Genomic DNA, 16,735 nt, shown 5'->3' on the forward strand with positions numbered 1-16,735 from the left:
GCTGGAGCTTGACGGGCGGTGGGGCTGGTGTGGGCGGCGTGGATGAGGGTGCGGGCATCGGTTACGCAAATCGCAGAACGACAATTTGCGCACGATCGGCGAGTTACCGTTGAATTGCTATCGGCGAAATCTGATTTTTCTGCTTCGTCGAGATTGGCGTTCACTTTTCTTGTCGCTGTGCCTCACGCGGGCCTTCTTGCTCTGGATGCAGACCGATGCGCATGCATCATCGAGCCAAGCCGACGCGGCTGCGGTCTCAGATCAATTCGGTCACGCTTGCGCAACCGCCCGCCTTTCGCGCAGTCTTTATCGCCGCAATCGGGGCGCTCATTGCGCTCGCGCTGGAAGGCGTGTCACCTAATCCGCATCAATGGGACGTAGGTGTCGGAATCGCGTTAGTCGGTTGCCTATAACAACGGCGTGAACACGCGTTTCCCCGACACGGGGCAGGGATTTCGGAATGCGTGACGATGCGTTCTCATCAATCGACGACGAACAGCTTCGCGCCCGCCTTCGTATAGGACTGATGTGCCTCGGCATCATCCCCCACCTGGTAGCTCATACCGGGCGTGAGCGTGAACTTGCGGCCGTCTTCCAGCGTGGTTTCCAGTTCGCCGTCCAGGCAGAACAGGATGTGACCTTTTTTGCACCAGTGGTCGGCCAAGTAACCGGGTGTGTACTCGACCATGCGCACGCGGATGCGGTTGGGCTCGTCACCAAAGTAGCGCGTGCGCCAGAGGGCCATGCCGGTCTCGCCGGTATGTTCGGTGGGCTCCACGGCAGACCAGTCGGTCGTGCCGAAAGCGAAGGGGGCCATCTTCATCGTGAGGTCCTGTGGGTTTGTCGATCCACGATGGTAGCAGTGGCGCGGGCGCCGCATTGTGTGTGCGTTAAAGGGCGCTTGTTGGTATGCGCCGACGGCATTGCATGCCGGTCAATAATCCCGTCGACGTGGGGCAATTCCAATGCCTGTGCGGTATCGCTGTCGGTCATCAGCCGAGATGGCGCAATGTATGCAAATTTTGCATGTTGCTATGCAACATCGACATAACAATCGCCATCTGCTTGTCTAATATCCTCGCTTTTTACAAAGCGTGACGAACTTGGGCCGCCCTTGGTCCACACAAGATCCGCTGGCCCGTGACCGCCCTCCGGCCCCGGGGAATTCCTGGAGAAAGTCTTGAACACCAAACGTCTGACCTCCCACATCGGCATTGCCATGGTGCTGGGCATTGCCGTCGGCTGGGGCTGCCACGAATACGCCAAGGACGCCGCGGCGGCCAAGGACATCGCTTCGTACTTCAGCATCATCACCGACATCTTCCTGCGCATGATCAAGATGATCATCGCGCCGCTGGTGTTCTCGACCCTGGTGACGGGGCTGGCGAGCATGAGCGGTGGTCGCTCGGTCGGCCGCGTCGGCCTGCGCGCGATGATCTGGTTCGTGTGCGCGTCGGCCACGTCGCTTGCGCTGGGCATGCTGCTGGTCAACTTCTTCCAGCCGGGCGTGCACATGAACCTGGCGCTGCCTGACGTATCGGCTACGTCGGGCCTGAAGACGGGCGACTTCACGCTCAAGGCCTTCATCACGCACGTGTTCCCGCGCAGCATCGTTGAGGCGATGGCCAACAACGAGATCCTGCAGATCCTGGTGTTCTCGCTGTTCTTCGGCGCCGCGCTGTCGACCATGAAGAACCCGATGGAGTCCGTGATCGGCCGTGGCCTGGAAGAGCTGACCAAGCTGATGTTCCGCATTACCGACTACGTGATGCGCTTTGCACCGCTGGGCGTGTTTGCTGCCATGGCCGCTGCGATCACGGTGGAGGGCGTGGGCGTGCTGTGGACCTACGGCAAGCTGATCGGCGAGTTCTACCTGGGCCTGGCGCTGCTGTGGGCCATCCTGTTCTTCGTTGGCTACCTGCTGCTGGGTCGCTCGCTGGGCCGCCTGCTGGGGCTGATTCGCGAACCGACCATGCTGGCGTTTGCGACCGCGAGCAGCGAATCGGCGTATCCGAAGACGATGGAAGCGCTGGAGAAGTTTGGCGTGCCCAAGCGTGTTGCCAGCTTCGTGCTGCCGCTGGGTTACTCGTTCAACCTCGATGGCTCGATGATGTATCAGGCGTTTGCGGTGCTGTTCATCGCCCAGGCCTACAACATTGAAATGGGCTTCACGCAGCAACTGACGCTGCTGCTGGTGTTGATGCTCACGAGCAAGGGCATGGCCGGCGTGGCGCGCGCTTCGCTGGTGGTGGTGGCGGCTACGCTGCCGATGTTCCACCTTCCCGAAGCGGGCTTGCTGCTCATCATCGGTATCGACCAGTTCTTCGACATGGGCCGCACGGCCACCAACGTGATCGGCAACAGCCTGGCGACCGCCGTGGTGGCGAAGTACGAGCCGGCGGATGAAGCGGTGAATGAAGACGAGTCGGTGGGTTCTGCTGCACCGGCTCAGCCGTCGGTATAACGCACTGCGATGCCGTCGTTTGACAGCGTGAGGTGCCAGGCCTTCGAACGGGCCTGGATGCAAAGGGCCCCGGAGTGATCGGGGCCTTTTGCTTTTTCAGGCCAGTCAGACGTGCTGCTGCGAAGCGCGCGGAGGGCGCGCCCCGTCCGCCCGGTGATAGACGAACCCGGCATCCGTCCCACCGCCCTGACGCACGGCGATCTGGATATTGAGATGCGCCATGGCCTCGAGATAGCGGGCGTTGCGCAAGGGGCCCGTTACCACCGGGGCGAACCCAGCGCTTGCGGCAATGTCTGCAACGACGGTGTTGGCTTGCGCATCGTCGCCGGCAATGAACGCCGTGACGGACTGTCCGCTGCGGTCAAGCCGGTCTGGCGTCATGATGTCCGCAAAGACCGTATTGAATGCCTTGACGAGCCTCGCGGCGGGAAGCAGGTGGCGCAGGGTTTCGGCGGCGGAGGCGAACGCCCCCAGGGGCAGCGGCGACCAGTCGTCCTGCAGCGCATTGGTCGCATCCACGACGATCTTGCCATTCAAACGCGATGCCAGCGGCGGCAGGGTGTCGGCGCACGCCTGGTACAGGATGGCGATCACGACAACATCACCATAGGCGGCTGCCTCTTCCAGCGATGTCACGCGATAGTTGGCGCTGGGGCGTGCACGAGTGATATCGCGCAATCCCACCACCACGTCGTGACCGGCTGCCGCGAGCAGGCTGGCCAGGTTGCCGCCGAAGTTTCCACCGCCAAGAAACGCAATCTTCATGGTTTGCACCCTAAGGTTGATTGGGAGGTCTCATCTTTCCGATAATGGTTTCCATCGTCAATTAGGTACCTAAAAGTAACCATGTCGAGAAAAATTCAACTACCGCCGAATGCGTTCCTGAAAGTGTGCCCATCGCGTGGCGTGTTGGCGCGTGTCGGACAGAAGTGGACGGTGCTGACCATGGTGGCGCTGCAGGACGCGCCAATGCGCTTTGGCGATATCCGGCGGCGCCTGGAAGGGGTCTCGCAGAAGATGCTGACGCAGACGCTGCGCGCGATGGAGCGCGACGGCCTGATCGAGCGGCACGTCTACGATGAGCGCCCGCTGCGTGTGGAATATGCATTGAGCCCGCTTGCGCGAACCTTGTTGCCGCTTGTGATTGCGCTGAAAACCTGGGCGGAGGATTCGCTCAAGGTGATCGAAGCCAACAACCGTGCCTTCGACCGCAAGTTTGCTGCGTGACGTAGCCGGCTACGGGGTTGCCAGAGCCGTGTCGCCAATCAAGACTTGGCTGGCCATCGGCGCTTCGCCCAGCAGTGCAGCGACCATGGCCTGCAGCGGGAGCACGTCGCCGGTGGTCATGAAGCGTGGCGATGCGGCTTGTCCATCGGCTTGCAACTGTGTCGCGATCAACGTGCGGCCCAGGTGGCGTGCTACTGCGTGGCCGGTGTCGATGAGGGTCAACCGATCGCCCGCAATCTCGCGGATGGCGTCTTCCAGGAACGGGTAGTGCGTGCAGCCGTGCACCAGCGTGTCGGCGCCCGCATCCAGTATCGGCTGCAGATAGGCTTGCAGCAGTTCCAGCACGGCGGGGGAGTGCGTATCACCACGTTCGATGAGCGGGACGAGGCCGTAGCCCGGCTGGCACAGCACTTGGCAATCGCCAGAGACCGCTGCCAGCAGGCGCGCGAATTTCTCGCTGCGCAGTGTGCTCTCCGTTGCCAGCACACCCACGACGCGGCTCTTTGAGGTTGCTACCGCCGGCTTCAGGCCCGGCTCGACACCAATCACCGGCACTGCGAGCTTCTCACGCAGTACATGCACGGCCTGCGCCGTGGCGGTATTGCACGCAATCACCAGCGCCTTGCAGCCTTGGTCGATCAGCCACTCGCACGCACGCAGCGTGCGCTCGGCAATGAATTCGGGAGATTTTTCCCCGTACGGGGCATGGCGGGAATCCGCCAGGTAGAGAAGCGATTCGGCCGGCAGTTCGGCGCGAATCGCGCGCAGGACAGAGAGCCCTCCGAGGCCGGAGTCGAACACCCCGACCGGTGCCTGCGCGCGTGTCGTCACGATAGCAACGTCAAGCAGATCAGCCTGCAGCGACCGGAATCTTGCCGATCTTCGCTTGCCATTCCGCCGGGCCGGTCTTGTGGACCGACGTGCCCGAACTATCGACGGCGACGGTGACAGGCATGTCCTTCACGTCGAACTCGTAGATGGCTTCCATGCCCAGGTCTTCAAACGCCAGCACCTTGGCACCGCGAATGGCCTTCGACACGAGGTAGGCGGCGCCGCCTACGGCCATCAGGTAGGCCGACTTGTGCTTTTGGATGGCCTCGATGGCAGCCGGGCCGCGCTCGGCCTTGCCCACCATGGCGATCAGGCCGGTCTGCGACAGCATCGTCTCGGTGAACTTGTCCATGCGCGTAGCGGTGGTCGGACCTGCCGGGCCGACGACTTCATCGCGCACCGGATCCACCGGGCCGACGTAGTAGATCACGCGGTTGGTGAAGTCGAGCGGCAGCTTCTCGCCCTTGGCCAGCATGTCGGCGATGCGCTTGTGTGCGGCGTCACGGCCGGTGAGCATCTTGCCGTTGAGCAGCAGGGTCTGGCCTGGCTTCCACGAGGCGACTTCTTCTGGTGTGAGCGCATTCAGGTCCACGCGCTTGGACGTTTCCGTGTTCGGTGCCCACTCGACCTTGGGCCATTGCGACAGGTCCGGCGCTTCCAGCTTGGCAACGCCGCTGCCGTCCAGCGTGAAGTGCGCGTGGCGGGTGGCCGCGCAGTTCGGGATCATGGCGACCGGCAGATTGGCCGCGTGGGTCGGGTAGTCCAGGACCTTCACGTCGAGCACGGTGGCCAGACCGCCCAGGCCTTGCGCGCCGATGCCCAGCGCATTGACCTTCTCGTACAGCTCGATGCGCAGTTCTTCTGCGCGGTTGCTCGGGCCACGGGCGATCAGGTCTTGAATGTCGATCGGCTCCATCAGGGCTTCCTTGGCCAGCAGCATGGCCTTTTCAGCCGTGCCGCCAATGCCGATGCCCAGCATGCCCGGCGGGCACCAGCCGGCGCCCATGGTCGGCACGGTCTTGAGCACCCAGTCGACGATCGAATCCGACGGATTCAGCATGACGAACTTGGACTTGGCCTCGGAGCCACCGCCCTTGGCCGCGACGATCACATCCACCGTATCGCCCGGCACGATCGACATGTTGATCACCGCCGGGGTGTTGTCCTTCGTGTTGGTGCGCTTGCCTGCGGGGTCAGCCAGTACGCTTGCGCGCAGCTTGTTGTCGACGTCGTTGTACGCGCGGCGCACGCCTTCGTTGACCATGTCTTCCAGGCTCATCGTGGCGCCGTCCCAGCGCACGTTCATGCCCACCTTCAGGAACACGGTGACGATGCCGGTGTCCTGGCAGATCGGGCGCTTGCCCTCGGCGCACATGCGGCTATTGGTCAGGATCTGCGCGATGGCGTCCTTGGCCGCCGGACTTTGTTCCTGCTCATAGGCGCGGCCCAGAGCAGTGATGTAGTCCATCGGGTGGTAGTAGCTGATGTACTGCAGCGCGTCGGCGACGCTCTGGATGAGGTCTTCTTGACGAATGACGGTCATGGTGGGGACCAACGTATAGGAATGAGAAACCGGGATGCGGTGGGGCAGTCGTCTGCCTTGTGATGCGTACCGCGCACCAGCGGCGGGCGCCGCTGGTTCAGAACAGCCGCAAATCATACACCCAATGTCGGGGCTGAATTGTCCGAGCGGATTCGTCGGAATCGGCGGCGCGACAAGGCGGCGGCGTCAATGTGCGCCGGCAGCCTCGCCCTGCGGGTGGGCATGCGAAACCAGTCGATCCACCCACGCCATCACCAGCGCCGAGACCAGGAACGCCACGTGGATCACCACCTGCCACAGGATCGTGTGCGTGTCCTTCTGGGCCGCATCGATGAAGGTCTTGAGCAGGTGGATCGACGAAATGCTGATCAGCGCCATCGACAGCTTCACCTTCAGCACGCCGGCGTTGACGTGGTCCAGCCATTCGGGCTCATCCTCATGGCCTTCGATACCGAGCTTGGACACGAAGATGTCGTATCCACCGATGATCACCATGATCAGCAGGTTGGAGATCATCACCACATCGATCAGGCCAAGCACGGCAAGCATGATCTTGGTTTCGTCCATGTCGGAGAGGTGCGAAACCAGGTGCCACACCTCGACCACGAACAGGTACACATACGCCGCCTGGGCGACGATCAGCCCTAGATACAACGGCAGTTGCAGCCAGCGGGAAAAGAAGATCAGGCGCGGAATCGGGCGCAGCGGGGCAGTGGGCGACTTCATTGTTCGGAACGGAGCGGGTGGACGAAAGACCGCGTGATTGTAACGTTCCGTGATGTCAGGGCGACTTGAGGCGGCTTAGCATCGGCCTACGGTGGCCGCCGCGCGCACATTGTTATTTGACCCGGCGCAGATGTTTGGCCCGCTTGGGCGTCGCATTCTGTTTGCGTGGCCAAGTTGGCCAGCGCAGCAGGCGCCACGCGCTCGCTCCATCAAGCCCGGGTGCGGGAATCAGGTTGATGACCGCGACGAGCAGACTGACGTAGCCAAGGTAAAGCACCACCTCACCGATGATCGGCCAGCGCACAGCGGGCGTGACATTGGCCAGCAGGATCAGCGGCAGCGCCACCGCAAGCTGCGCCAGCGCGCCGCCCCAGGCAATCACATAGATGTCGCGTTGGCGGGCAGGTGCCTCATGCACACACATGCCGTGGAAGAGCGCGAGGTAGATCGCCTCGACACGGGCGCCGGCGCGTCGCGCAAAGTAGGCGTGCCCGGTCTCGTGAAGCAGGATGATGCCGAAATAGGAGCACAGCGCAGCCAGCGCCGTGAAAGGGACCTTGATGGAGTAAGCCAGCAGAACGGCCGAGACAGCCAGTACCGTCCAGTGGACGTATACCGGGGCACCGAAGACGCGCAGGTTGCGGAGGCGGTAGTAACGGTTCATGAAGCAGGCGGTGTTGTTGTTATTCGCGATCCAGCGACGGATCGAGCGGGTCCAGCGGATCCACCACCCGCCCACGCCGCACGGGCACGCGTGGCCGCGCCGGCCAACTCGCCACCAGAATGCCCGCCACCACGCAGGCCAACGCCACGGCATGCGGCCAGCCGGGCGTCTCGCCCAGCGCGACGATGCCGTAAGTGGCCGCCGCAATCGGCAGCACCGAGGTGAACACGCCGGCCAAGTGCGCCGGCACATGCCGAATGCCCTTCATCCACAGCCAGAACGAAAAGATGCTGGCCGACAGCGCATACCAGACCACCAGGCCCCAGATGGACACCGGCACCGTCGACGTATCGAACGACAACAACGGCACAAGACCCAGCGGCAGCATCAGCAGGCCGCCGATCAGGTGCGTGTACGCGCAGATCTCGATGGCGGGCAAGGTTTGCGTCAGCCGCCGCGACAGAATCACGTAGATCGATTCGCAGATCACCGCGCCCATCACCAGCGCATTACCCAGCAGCGCCTGCGTGGCATCGGCTGGTGCGCCGGCAGACGACTCACCACCACGGTACGCATTGAGAATGGCCACGCCTGCCACTGCCAGCACGACCGACACGAAGGTCCGCCCCGACGGCTTTTCGCGCAGCACCAGCCATGACAGCAGTGCCACTGTGGCCGGAATCGTGCTGGTGATGATGCCGGCAGCCAGCGCTGAGGTGAGCTTCACACCGTTGAGCATCAGCAGCGTGAAGCCGAAGGTGCCGAAGAACGCCTGCAGGAAGAGGTTGGTCCATTCGCCACGCGTCACCCGCCGCATGCGCGATGGCTTGTACCACGGTGCCATGCACACGATGGCAATCAGAAAGCGCAGCAATGCAAACAGCATCACCGGCATGACGGCAACGATCGATTTGCCGAAACCAACGTTGCTGCCGACCAGTGCCATGGCAGCAATGAGGAAAAATGCGTGGATGGGCACGATGACGAATTTGGGTGGAGAGCGGTGCGGGACGCGGCTTTCGGGCCGCTCATGTTGCATTGCGATGCATGCCGCAGTGCTGAGTGACGCATTATAGTAATGCCCTTCGCGTCAAATTGCGGCGTCAGATACGTAAGGCTGGAGTCAGGTCTGCCGCTTAGATTCGCCGCAAAACGATTACAGACACCGCTATCAGGAGACATCATGGCTGGCATTGAATCTGTTCTGCACGAGGTGCGCGTCTTTGACCCGCCCGAGTCCTTCGTCAAACAGGCCAACATCGCCGGCATGGACGCCTACCGTGCCATGTGCGCCGAGGCCGAGCACGACTACGAAGGCTTCTGGGCACGCCTCGCACATGAGCACCTGCTGTGGCACAAGCCGTTCACCAAGGTGCTGGATGAATCCAACGCGCCGTTCTACAAGTGGTTTGAAGATGGCGAGATCAACGCCTCGTACAACTGCCTCGAGCGCAACCTTGAGAACGGTAACGCCGACAAGGTCGCCATCGTCTTCGAAACTGACGATGGCAAGGTCACCCGCGTCACCTATCGCGAGCTGTACGTACGCGTTTGCCGCTTCGCCAACGGCCTGAAGGCACTCGGTATCAAGAAGGGCGATCGCGTCGTCATCTACATGCCGATGTCGGTGGAAGGCATCGTCGCCATGCAAGCCTGCGCACGCATTGGAGCCACGCACTCGGTGGTGTTTGGCGGGTTCTCGGCCAAGTCGCTGCAGGAACGCATCGTTGACGTGGGTGCCGTAGCGCTCATCACGGCGGATGAGCAGATGCGCGGCGGCAAGGCGCTGCCGCTCAAGGCTATCGCCGACGAGGCATTGGCGATGGAAGGCACGGACGCCGTGAAGCACGTGATCGTCTATCGCCGCACCAACGGTAACGTGAACTGGGTGGAGGGCCGCGACCGTGCGATGGACGAGGTCGAAGCCGGCCAGCCGGACACCTGCGAAGTCACCCCGGTGGGCGCCGAGCATCCGCTCTTCATCCTCTACACCTCGGGTTCGACTGGCAAGCCGAAGGGTGTGCAGCACAGCACGGGCGGTTACCTGCTGTGGGCGCTGCTGACCATGCAGTGGACCTTCGACCTGAAGCCCGACGATGTCTTCTGGTGCACCGCCGACATCGGTTGGGTGACCGGCCACACGTATATCGCCTATGGGCCGCTGGCTGCCGGCGCTACGCAGGTTGTGTTCGAAGGCGTGCCGACCTACCCGAACGCTGGCCGCTTCTGGGACATGATCCAGCGTCACAAGGTCAACACGTTCTATACCGCGCCAACGGCCATCCGCTCGCTCATCAAGGCCGCCGAGGCGGACGAGAAAGTCCACCCGAAGCAGTACGACCTGTCGAGCCTGCGACTGCTGGGCACGGTGGGGGAGCCGATCAACCCGGAAGCCTGGATGTGGTACCACACGAACATTGGTGGCGGCCGCTGCCCGGTGGTCGACACCTTCTGGCAGACCGAGACCGGTGGCCACATGATGACCCCGCTGCCGGGTGCCACGCCGCTGGTGCCGGGTTCGTGCACGCTGCCGCTGCCGGGCATCATGGCAGCCATCGTCGATGAAACCGGGCAGGACCTGCCGAACGGGCAAGGCGGCATCCTGGTCGTCAAGCGCCCGTGGCCATCGATGATCCGCAACATCTGGGGCGACCCGGAGCGCTTCAAGAAGAGCTACTTCCCGGAAGAACTGGGCGGCAAGCTGTACTTGGCGGGCGACGGTTCCATCCGAGACAAGGACACCGGCTACTTCACCATCATGGGCCGCATTGACGACGTGCTGAACGTCTCGGGCCACCGCATGGGCACGATGGAGATCGAGTCGGCACTGGTGGCGAACCCGCTGGTGGCCGAGGCCGCCGTGGTGGGCCGTCCGGATGACATGACGGGCGAGGCCATCTGCGCGTTCGTCGTGCTCAAGCGCTCACGTCCGGATGGCGACGAGGCCAAGCAGATTGCCGCGGACCTGCGCAACTGGGTGGGCAAGGAGATCGGGCCGATCGCCAAGCCCAAGGACATCCGCTTTGGCGACAACCTGCCCAAGACGCGCTCCGGCAAGATCATGCGCCGCCTGTTGCGCTCCCTTGCCAAGGGCGAGGACATCACGCAGGACACGTCCACGCTGGAGAACCCAGCTATCCTCGACCAGTTGAAGGAAACGCGCTAACCGCAGCGCTGGTCGCCGATCTTGGCTACCGATCCTCAACAAGACAGCCGCTTTCGCAAGCGGCTGTTTCTGTATTACGGGCTCTACACCGTCGGGCTGCTGCTGTTCATCGTCATGATGGGGGCGATCGAGCATGTGCGCGGGCCGGGTGTGTGGCTCGGCTATGTGTTCCTGTTCGTCACCATTGCCATCTATGCGTGCATCGGGCTGATCTGTCGCACGGCAGATCTGACTGAGTACTACGTAGCTGGTCGCCGCGTGCCTGCATTCTTCAACGGCATGGCCACCGCGGCAGACTGGATGAGTGCGGCTTCATTCATCGGCCTGGCGGGCATTGTGTTTGCCTCGGGTTATGAAGGGCTGGCCTATGTGATGGGCTGGACGGGCGGCTACTGTCTTGTTGCTTTCCTGCTGGCGCCGTATCTGCGCAAGTTCGGTGGCTACACGGTGCCGGATTTTCTCGCCAACCGCTACGGCAACGGGGAGCGGGGCGGTAGTTCGGTGGTGCGAGGCATTGCCGTGCTGGGCGCGACACTGTGCTCCTTCGTCTACCTTGTCGCGCAAATCCAGGGCGTCGGGCTGGTGGTCACACGCTTCATCGGCGTGGAGTTTTCGGTGGGGGTGTTCTTCGGGCTGGCGGGCATTCTGGTGTGCTCGTTCCTGGGGGGCATGCGTGCCGTGACTTGGACGCAGGTGGCGCAGTACATCATCATGATCGTGTCGTTCCTGGGCGTGGTGGGGCTGATCGGCTGGCATCGGTATCACGATCCAGTGCCGCAGCTCTCGACCGGTCATCTGCTGCAGCAGATTGAAAAGGAAGAGCAACGCATTGCCCACGACCCGGCTGAACAGCGCGTGCGCGATCATTTCCTGGCCGAAGCACAGGCACTGGAGGAGCGCATTGCCCGGCTGCCGCAATCGTTCGATGAGTCGCGGGAGGCTCTGAACACGCAACTGAAGCTGGCGCGCGAGCGCAACGCACCGTTGCGTGAGATCAAGACGCTGGAGCGTGCGCGCGAAGCGTTTCCCGCAGACGCGGCCAGCGCGTCGATTCTGTGGAACCTGGAGCGCGAGGCGGCCCTGGAGCGCAGCCGCGCGGCGCCACCATCTGCCGAGCCGTTCCCGTCCAAGTCCGAGGCCGAGCGTGGCACCGAGCGGCTGAACTTTGTGCTGCTGGTGTTCTGCCTGATGGTGGGCACCGCCAGCCTGCCGCACATCCTCACGCGCTTTCACACCACGCCGTCGGTGCGCGAGACGCGCAATTCGGTGAGTTGGACATTGTTTTTCGTGGTGCTGCTGTATGTCTCGGCGCCGGCGCTGGCGGCGCTCGTCAAGCTTGATCTGCTGCAGCATCTGGTCGGCGCGCCGTTCGCTGATCTGCCGCAGTGGATCGTGCCGTGGCGCAAGGTCGATCCGGCGGTGCTGACGCTGCGCGACATCAATGGCGATGGCATCGTCCAGTGGGCAGAGGTGATGATTCAGCCGGACATGGTGGTGCTGGCAGCGCCCGAGATTGCCGGGCTGCCGTATGTGCTGTCCGGGCTGATTGCTGCCGGTGCACTGGCGGCTGCGCTGTCCACTGCCGACGGCCTGCTGCTGACGATCGCCAATGCGCTATCGCACGACGTGTACTTCCACATGATCGACAACACCGCCAGCCACCAGCGGCGCGTGACAAGCGCCAAGGTGGTGTTGCTGGGGGTGGCGTTGCTGGCAGCGTATGTGACCTCACTCAAGCCCGGCAACATTCTTTTCCTGGTGGGGGCAGCGTTTTCACTGGCGGCTTCGTGCTTCTTCCCGGTGTTGGTGCTGGGGGTGTTCTGGAAGCGCACGAACCGCGCCGGTGCCATCGCCGGCATGCTTGCCGGGTTGGCGGTCAGCGTCTATTACATCTTCGTCAACTACCCGTTCTTCACGCGCATGACAGGCATCCTGGGTCAGCCTTGGTTTGGCGTGGACCCGATTGCATCGGGCGCGTTTGGGGTGCCGGCTGGGTTTGTGGCGGCCATTGTCGTCAGCCTGTTGACCAAACCGAACCGACCGGTGGTCGACAAGCTGGTCGGCTACATTCGCGATCCGCTGTAACAGAAAAAACGCCGGCCCCGACGAGCCGGCCAAGGGGGCGGCCGATGCCTGAAGCGCCGGCCGCCGGGGGCTGACCTCTCCCGTCAGCCCATCACAGCATTCGGCTACGCATGAACACATGCGGCATGATCGCGGCGCAATTGTTGGTGATTGCGCTACGGCTCTTATTCCGACGACGTGGTTTCCGGTGCGCGCGCGTGCGACAGTGCGCGCTCGGTCCATTGCGCCAGCGCCGGTTGAAGGCCGCCAGCCAATGCGGCGAGCTGCAGACCGTGTTCGCGGCTGTGGGCCTGGTTGTCTGTCGCCAACCTTGTGAGCGCCAATGCGATGTCGGTAGCGTCGCGCGCCTGGTTCAGGTCTTGCAGGTACTGCGCAGCCGATGCGGCCATCGCGTTGGCATGCTGGGCGCGAGCTTCACCGGCGCGAGCGGCAAGGTCGGCCTGCAGCGTGGCGAGCGAACGCAGGGCATTGGCTGAACCATCGAGCGCGAGGCGATCGCGCTGCTCGCGCCAGCCGGCATCGAGTGCCGAGCGCCAGGCGGTGGAGTAGTGCTGGCTGGTCTGCAACGCTGCCAGCGCGATGCGGCGCCAGGTGTCGAGATTGGCGGCGGGCAGGGATGGGGCGGTATCGGTATCGCTGACAGCGTGGGTCCAGCGCTGCAGCGCATCGCGTTGGACGGCCTGCAACTGAGAGAACAGAGTGGTGAGCATGGGTGGTCTGCGTGTTGTGGGTGGAAGGAGGCTCACGGGCGGGTCTCGCCCAGTTGCCGAATCATCTGCATCACGGCTGCCATCTGCGGTGCCTGACGCGTGTAAAAGTCGAGGTGGTCCGGATCGGCGCTCGTATAGCCCCAGAAATCCCAGCAGCCGAGCGGATTGACCGAAGACCTGGTCACCTGCGGATACAGCACGATCAGGCGGTTGGTGTCGGCGATCTCGTTGTAGCCAATGCCGCTCGCGAGGTATTCGCCGACGGCCTCGGCGCTTTGCATGCAGCCGTGAAAGACCACGTGAACCGCGCAGTCACCAGCTTCGCAATCGGCCGGCACGTAGACGAAACCGGTCCGCAGCAGCGACGCGCGGTGTGTGGTATCGAACGGCCGCTGGTCGAACGTCAGTAGCTTGCCCCGCGCGACTTGGGCCGGTGCCTTGACCGGGGTGTCCGCTGCGCCGTAGATCCAGCGTACGATGTCGTGCGATTGCTGGAAGCCGCAGTTGCTGATGTAAGGGCTGCGGTTGGACCCGCAATCGGCGTCCCGCGGCTGGTTGGTGATGAAGGCGTGGCCGGCATTCGGCATCCGGAAGTAGTTGACCTGTCGGTTGGGCACGCCGGCGAGTGCGTAGAAACGGGCAGTCTGATCAACCACGCGTGTTGACACCACGCTGTCCTTGCCGCCACTGAACACATAGATGCGCTGTGTGCGCAGATTGGCCGGGTCGTCGATCAGCCCCTTCTTGGCGAAGTCCTGCGCGTCACGCCAGGCATCTTCTGCGGCGGGTGCCGCGCCCACAGGCTGCATGCATAGCGTGGCAGCGGCGGTAAAGGGCGGCACGAGCGTCGATAGCCCGGCGCAGTGATACGGTCCGCCTGCAACGATGCCTGCGCCAATCAGCTCGCTGGAGTACGCCACGTCAAACTGCGCTGCCATGAATGCACCCGATGACAGCCCCGACACCGATACGCGCTTGAGATCGGCGTTGTAGGCGCCCAGCGGGGCGTCATCTGCGCCTGCCGCTTGGCACAGTGCGGTGGCAGTCAGCGCGATGCCGGCAATCACATAGGACAGCGCCCTGGCACGGAGGCTGGTTGACGGGGTCTTCTTTTGGCGGGGAAGGTGTGTTGCCGTGAGCTGCATCCTGGGCTCCTGGTTGTTGGATGGACGGACGTTGGGGAAGGTGCTGGCGAGGGTGCAGCGTATGCGGGCGCGCGGCGTGCCTGAATAGGGTGGATGGTTGAGACAACGTTCTATGACCGATCGCACGTGTCACGTAGAAGCCCGCATGTCCAGAGGTGGCCGCACGTGTGGCCGCTTCCGTGAGCGCAACACATGGAGGCAGGCGCGATCAACCGGGCGTTGTGTTGATCTGCACCTCGTCTTCGGAGAGCGTCTGGATGGTCCGCTCGATCGGTGCCGGGCTTACGCTGACCTCGCCGGCAAAGGGGCGGTCCACCGCCAGCACGAAGAAGAACGCCAGGCCCAGCGTGGTAGCCCATGCCGCTACCAGCGCCATGTGAAAGCGCGACGCTGGCAACGCATAGAGCAGCAACAGCGATAGCCCACTGGCGATCAGCATCACGCCCCAGAGCGTGGCGGGCATGGCGGCATCCAGGTTCTGCAGGCGTTTCTCGCGGTACTTGACCATCTCGTTGGCTCGGGCCAGCACCTCGGTCAGCAGTACCCGCTCGCGGTCGTCGCTGGGCGTGATGCGATTGGTGGTGGCGAACATACGGTTGAACGCGGCTTCGGTGCGCACATCTGCACGCGCTTGCTGTTGCATGCTCGGCCATTCGTCATGGACGACGTGTTCCAGATAGGTCACCAGTTCGCGTCGTGCAGCCGCGGCACTCGGGTGCGAGAACGCTGATAGGTCGTGCGCGAGTTCCGTGGCGCAGGCAGCTTCGGCCGCCACGATATCGGCGGCGGCCTGATACGCGCCCCACACCGAGATGGCCGAGAACGCGACCAGCAATGAGTTGATGGTGGTCACTGCAGTCATCATGGCGATCGTCATGCCACGCTGTTCGGCGTCGAGCATGACCGGACAGAGACGGCGAAACAGCACGTAGCCGCCGAGCGCTATGGCCAGCGTGGAGAAGACAATGACCGCCCCCATTGCCCACGCGGGGATGTTGTACAGGAACAGCATGGGGTCACTCCTTGAATGGCCGGGGGTTGAGAGGGGCAGAGGTCGTGGGGTCGCCGGCGGCCAGCATGGCGCGCGTGAAGTCGGCCAGGCGCTGGCGCATGGCCTCGGGCGAGGCGCTGCCGTCGAGCGACTGCTGCAGGTCAATCAGATTGGCGGCGAGTTCGCTCTGCCATTGCGTGCGCTCGCTGGCGGCGCGGGCGCGGTAGGTCTGCATGGCGGCGTCGGCATCAGCTGAGCGGTCGCCGCGCACAAGGGTCTCCAGCGCATCCACCAGCCGCTGCAGCAACCGATGCACGGCCGTGGCCGAGAAACCGCCCAGCATGGCCATCGCGGGCTTGCCGAAGTTGTGCATGCTGCCGCGGTCGAACAACTGCGCGGGCAGCATCTCTACCAGGATCAATCCCGCAATGACCCCGAGGATCAATCGCGCACCGTAGGAGGCGTCGTACTTCGGGTCGTAGGTGGAGGCTGCCACGTAGCGGTGCGCTTGGAACAGCGTGGCAAACGATGCGCCCAGCCCCGCACAGAACAGCAGAAACAGCGTGTTCCACAACAGGCGCGTGCCGTCAGACTGTAGGAAGCCGCGGTCGATGTTCTCGCTCGACACGTCGGGCGACATGCCCGTGGCAATCACCGCGATCAGGAAAACGATGGCGGCGCTGGTCAGCAGCCGGATCAGCGGCACTGGCCCTAGCCAGGCGAGAGGATGGTCGCTGCGGTGCTGCGCGTCGAGCAGTGTGACTGCCTGCGGTGTGGCGGGGGCAATGGTGGCCGCCAGCTTGCGGTGGATGGCGGCCAGCGCGTGGTGGGGGGACGCATGCGCTGGCAGTTGCCGATCGATCAGGCCACCGAGCTGAGCAATGATCTCCGGCGCCACCGGCAGCCCGTGGTGCAGGGCATAGCGCGCCATGGCTTCGCATTCTTCGCGCAGCTGGTCGGCAAGTGCTGCGCCCGGAAGCTTGTGCGGCACCGGGCGGGCGCGAAACCACTGCACGAGGGTGAGCGGGATCATGCCGGCCTCCCATCGCGCGGCATGGCGGCGCAGAAGGGGTGGCCCCGCAAGTGTGGGATGTTCGGTTGCATGGTGGCCTTCGTGGGCGGGGCGGGCTGTGCGCAGCCCGGGCTTGCCACGCCTCTTTTGTCGGGCGCGACAAACTCACTT

The 16,735-nt window shown here is 63.6% G+C and carries 15 protein-coding genes; 4 read left to right on the forward strand and 11 right to left on the reverse strand.

The window, feature by feature from the left end; translation table 11 throughout:
- Positions 1-481: 481 nt before the first annotated feature.
- Positions 482-823, reverse strand: a complete 342-nt coding sequence (locus R2N11_RS23395) for a DHCW motif cupin fold protein (RefSeq protein ID WP_199033224.1) — start codon at positions 821-823, stop codon at positions 482-484.
- A 357-nt stretch (positions 824-1,180) separates the two neighbouring features.
- Here R2N11_RS23395 and R2N11_RS23400 point away from each other — a divergent pair, with 357 nt between their 5' ends.
- Positions 1,181-2,464 carry a dicarboxylate/amino acid:cation symporter gene (locus tag R2N11_RS23400; protein ID WP_199033225.1) on the forward strand — a complete coding sequence of 428 codons (1,284 nt, stop codon included), beginning with the start codon at positions 1,181-1,183 and terminating at the stop codon, positions 2,462-2,464.
- A 105-nt stretch (positions 2,465-2,569) separates the two neighbouring features.
- Here R2N11_RS23400 and R2N11_RS23405 read toward each other — a convergent pair whose 3' ends face one another.
- Positions 2,570-3,229 carry an NADPH-dependent F420 reductase gene (locus R2N11_RS23405; protein WP_316682568.1) on the reverse strand — a complete coding sequence of 220 codons (660 nt, stop codon included), beginning with the start codon at positions 3,227-3,229 and terminating at the stop codon, positions 2,570-2,572.
- A gap of 81 nt (positions 3,230-3,310) precedes the next feature.
- Here R2N11_RS23405 and R2N11_RS23410 point away from each other — a divergent pair, with 81 nt between their 5' ends.
- The gene (locus R2N11_RS23410; protein WP_316682569.1) at positions 3,311-3,691 is read left to right on the forward strand and encodes a winged helix-turn-helix transcriptional regulator; all 381 of its coding nucleotides are present in this window, start codon (positions 3,311-3,313) and stop codon (positions 3,689-3,691) included.
- Between the two features lie 9 nt (positions 3,692-3,700).
- Here R2N11_RS23410 and murI read toward each other — a convergent pair whose 3' ends face one another.
- The 5 genes from murI to R2N11_RS23435 form a co-directional block, all read right to left on the reverse strand.
- Positions 3,701-4,522, reverse strand: coding sequence for a glutamate racemase (gene murI / locus R2N11_RS23415; RefSeq protein ID WP_316682570.1), 822 nt, complete (start codon positions 4,520-4,522; stop codon positions 3,701-3,703).
- Between the two features lie 19 nt (positions 4,523-4,541).
- A complete protein-coding gene (locus R2N11_RS23420) occupies positions 4,542-6,065 on the reverse strand; it encodes a fumarate hydratase (protein ID WP_316682571.1) in 1,524 nt (507 codons plus the stop codon).
- A 186-nt stretch (positions 6,066-6,251) separates the two neighbouring features.
- The gene (locus R2N11_RS23425) at positions 6,252-6,791 is read right to left on the reverse strand and encodes a TIGR00645 family protein (protein ID WP_316682572.1); all 540 of its coding nucleotides are present in this window, start codon (positions 6,789-6,791) and stop codon (positions 6,252-6,254) included.
- A 112-nt stretch (positions 6,792-6,903) separates the two neighbouring features.
- Positions 6,904-7,455, reverse strand: a complete 552-nt coding sequence (locus R2N11_RS23430) for a zinc metalloprotease (RefSeq protein WP_316682573.1) — start codon at positions 7,453-7,455, stop codon at positions 6,904-6,906.
- Between the two features lie 19 nt (positions 7,456-7,474).
- The gene (locus R2N11_RS23435) at positions 7,475-8,434 is read right to left on the reverse strand and encodes a DMT family transporter (protein WP_316682574.1); all 960 of its coding nucleotides are present in this window, start codon (positions 8,432-8,434) and stop codon (positions 7,475-7,477) included.
- 204 nt (positions 8,435-8,638) lie between these two features.
- On the opposite strand from R2N11_RS23435, the gene acs reads away from it, so the two are divergent.
- Both acs and R2N11_RS23445 read left to right on the forward strand, forming a co-directional pair.
- Positions 8,639-10,621: an acetate--CoA ligase gene (gene acs / locus R2N11_RS23440; protein WP_316682575.1), complete on the forward strand. Its 1,983-nt coding sequence runs from the start codon at positions 8,639-8,641 to the stop codon at positions 10,619-10,621.
- An 18-nt stretch (positions 10,622-10,639) separates the two neighbouring features.
- The gene (locus R2N11_RS23445; protein WP_199027510.1) at positions 10,640-12,706 is read left to right on the forward strand and encodes a VC_2705 family sodium/solute symporter; all 2,067 of its coding nucleotides are present in this window, start codon (positions 10,640-10,642) and stop codon (positions 12,704-12,706) included.
- A gap of 164 nt (positions 12,707-12,870) precedes the next feature.
- Here the strand turns inward: R2N11_RS23445 and R2N11_RS23450 are convergent, their stop codons facing one another.
- From R2N11_RS23450 to R2N11_RS23465, 4 genes are all read right to left on the reverse strand, one after another.
- The gene (locus R2N11_RS23450; RefSeq protein WP_316682576.1) at positions 12,871-13,416 is read right to left on the reverse strand and encodes a hypothetical protein; all 546 of its coding nucleotides are present in this window, start codon (positions 13,414-13,416) and stop codon (positions 12,871-12,873) included.
- A gap of 32 nt (positions 13,417-13,448) precedes the next feature.
- A complete protein-coding gene (locus tag R2N11_RS23455) occupies positions 13,449-14,561 on the reverse strand; it encodes an extracellular catalytic domain type 2 short-chain-length polyhydroxyalkanoate depolymerase (RefSeq protein ID WP_316682577.1) in 1,113 nt (370 codons plus the stop codon).
- A gap of 208 nt (positions 14,562-14,769) precedes the next feature.
- A complete protein-coding gene (locus R2N11_RS23460; protein ID WP_316682578.1) occupies positions 14,770-15,573 on the reverse strand; it encodes a bestrophin-like domain in 804 nt (267 codons plus the stop codon).
- A gap of 4 nt (positions 15,574-15,577) precedes the next feature.
- Entirely contained in the window at positions 15,578-16,585 is a 1,008-nt protein-coding gene (locus R2N11_RS23465; protein ID WP_199027496.1) for a hypothetical protein, read from the reverse strand.
- Between the last annotated feature and the right edge of the window lie 150 nt (positions 16,586-16,735).

Origin of the sequence: Ralstonia flaminis (genome assembly GCF_958415495.1) — a bacterium.
Lineage (GTDB): Bacteria > Pseudomonadota > Gammaproteobacteria > Burkholderiales > Burkholderiaceae > Ralstonia > Ralstonia flaminis.